The 1689-nt window shown below is 74.0% G+C and carries 4 protein-coding genes; 1 reads left to right on the top strand and 3 read right to left on the bottom strand.

Translation table 11 applies throughout. The features are described 5' to 3' along the window. From HTZ82_RS32000 to HTZ82_RS05030, 3 genes are all read right to left on the bottom strand, one after another. The coding region (locus tag HTZ82_RS32000; RefSeq protein ID WP_309235311.1) for a DMT family transporter at nt 1-420 on the bottom strand (420 nt) is incomplete at its 3' end. Further along, the gene (locus HTZ82_RS31995; RefSeq protein WP_254711627.1) at nt 408-827 is read right to left on the bottom strand and encodes a hypothetical protein; all 420 of its coding nucleotides are present in this window, start codon (nt 825-827) and stop codon (nt 408-410) included. The genes HTZ82_RS31995 and HTZ82_RS32000, both read right to left, overlap by 13 nt. Nucleotides 828-844: 17 nt before the next feature. Beyond that, nucleotides 845-991: a hypothetical protein gene (locus HTZ82_RS05030; protein ID WP_175408049.1), complete on the bottom strand. Its 147-nt coding sequence runs from the start codon at nt 989-991 to the stop codon at nt 845-847. A gap of 245 nt (nt 992-1236) precedes the next feature. On the opposite strand from HTZ82_RS05030, the gene HTZ82_RS05025 reads away from it, so the two are divergent. Further along, nucleotides 1237-1689: DNA-binding transcriptional regulator (locus tag HTZ82_RS05025; RefSeq protein ID WP_175408048.1), on the top strand; the 453-nt coding region annotated here is incomplete at its 3' end.

Raw genomic sequence — 1689 nt, 5'->3', positions numbered from 1 at the left:
CGGCGACCGCGCCAGCCGCGCGCACGCCACCACCAGAACCCCGAGCGCCAGCGCCTCGAACACCCCGCGCACCCCCACGACCACCTGCTCCTCGAAGAGCACGACGCCCAGCACCACGCTCAACAGCGCGTCCCCCAGCGTCAGCGCGGGCTGCGAGGCCACCAATGAGCCCGCCCGGAACGTCACCTGAAGCAGTACAAAGCTCCCCAGCCCCACCGCCATCGCCGCATACAGCGGCCACCCCGTGAACACCGCCCCCACCCCGTCAGGCAGCCGCCCCAGGGCATCCTTCAACAGCGCGGCCGTGCACGAGAACCCCATCGCCGTCGCGGTTCCCAGCACCGCAGCCCGCGCCGCCGACGGCAACCGCAACGCCACGGCCACCAGCACGGCCATCACCGCGCCGATCAACGCGCCCACCAACAGCCAGTCCGCCGCCGGCACCGTCGCCCGCCCGACGGCTCCGCCAGCGCCAGGAACGCCGCCAGTCCTCCCGCCATCCCCGCGAACGCCCACCACGTCCGCCTGTCAGGCTGCCGCCGGAACGCCAGACTCCCCAGCACCAGTGTGAACAACAGCTCCGTGCTCATCACCGGCTGCACCACAGCCAACGGCCCCGCCGCAAGCGCCAGCGCCTGGAACACCCCCGCCAGGGCGAGCAACACCGACCCCCACACCCACACCCGCCGCTTCACGAGCCCGGGCCACCACCCCCGTACGGCCGTCCCCACCCGGCCGGTGTCGGCCGCCGCCCGCCGCTGGAGCACCGAAGCCGCCGCATTGCCCACCGCCGCCAGCAGCGCCAGGCAGATCGACAGGGCCAGCACCGTCGCACCGCCGCCTGTCAGCCGAACTGCTCGGGCACGGTCCGGAGGAGCACCGGACCGGCGCCCCGGGGCGGCGCGAGGAACGAAGTGTCCACGGCCCCCGGCTTCTCGATCCCCGGCGAGGCGCTCAGGACGATCACGACCGGCCGCGCTGTTCCAGCCATGCCAACCTCCGCATCACCGACGGCACCGGTCCACGTCACGTGCACCTCCGCCCTTCACGTGCACGTTCCCCCGCTGCCCCTCCAGCCTCCCGATTTCTCACCGGACCGCCTCCCGACGCCCGTGCACCGCCCACCGAACCACCCGAACAGTCCTCCCGCCGCCGACGACCAGAGCGCCCGCACCGCCCGACCGGCGCAGCAGCCACTTGGTAACCTCGCTCAGCAGTGGTGGAGGGAGCGGCACGATGACGGACTTCGAGGCGATCGACGCCCTTCTCGCCGACGCCCGCCAGGAAACCCCGCTGCCGCCCGCCGACGAGCGCCGCGCCCTCCGGGAACGCCTCGGCCTGTCCCGCACCCAGGTCGCGAAGGCCCTCGCGGTCACCGAGTCGAGGATCGGCGGCTGGGAAGCCGGCCGGGAACCGTCGGGCGAGGCACGCGACAAGTACGCGTACTTCCTCCAGCAGGCACAGGCAAAACTGGCCCCTCCGCAGCCGCAACCGAAGCCGCAGCCCGCACCGCCCGAGCCCCCCACCCCCACCCCCACCGCTGCCCCCACGGTCCCGGACGGCGACGACGTGGTCACCCTCGCGACACCCCGCCCGTGCGTCCTGTGCGGCGGGGAGGCGAGGCACGCGGTGGAGGGCTTCCCCCAGCACCTGGACCCGGCGGACTGCGACCACCCGGCAGCAGCAGGC

The organism is Streptomyces sp. TRM64462, assembly GCF_013362995.1.
GTDB lineage: Bacteria > Actinomycetota > Actinomycetes > Streptomycetales > Streptomycetaceae > Streptomyces.
This window is presented reverse-complemented; position numbering and strand designations above follow the sequence as displayed.

Bases quoted from the DNA above. Each gene is read 5' to 3' on its own strand.
- HTZ82_RS05030 (WP_175408049.1), bottom strand. From the start codon at position 991: ATGGCTGGAACAGCGCGGCCGGTCGTGATCGTCCTGAGCGCCTCGCCG.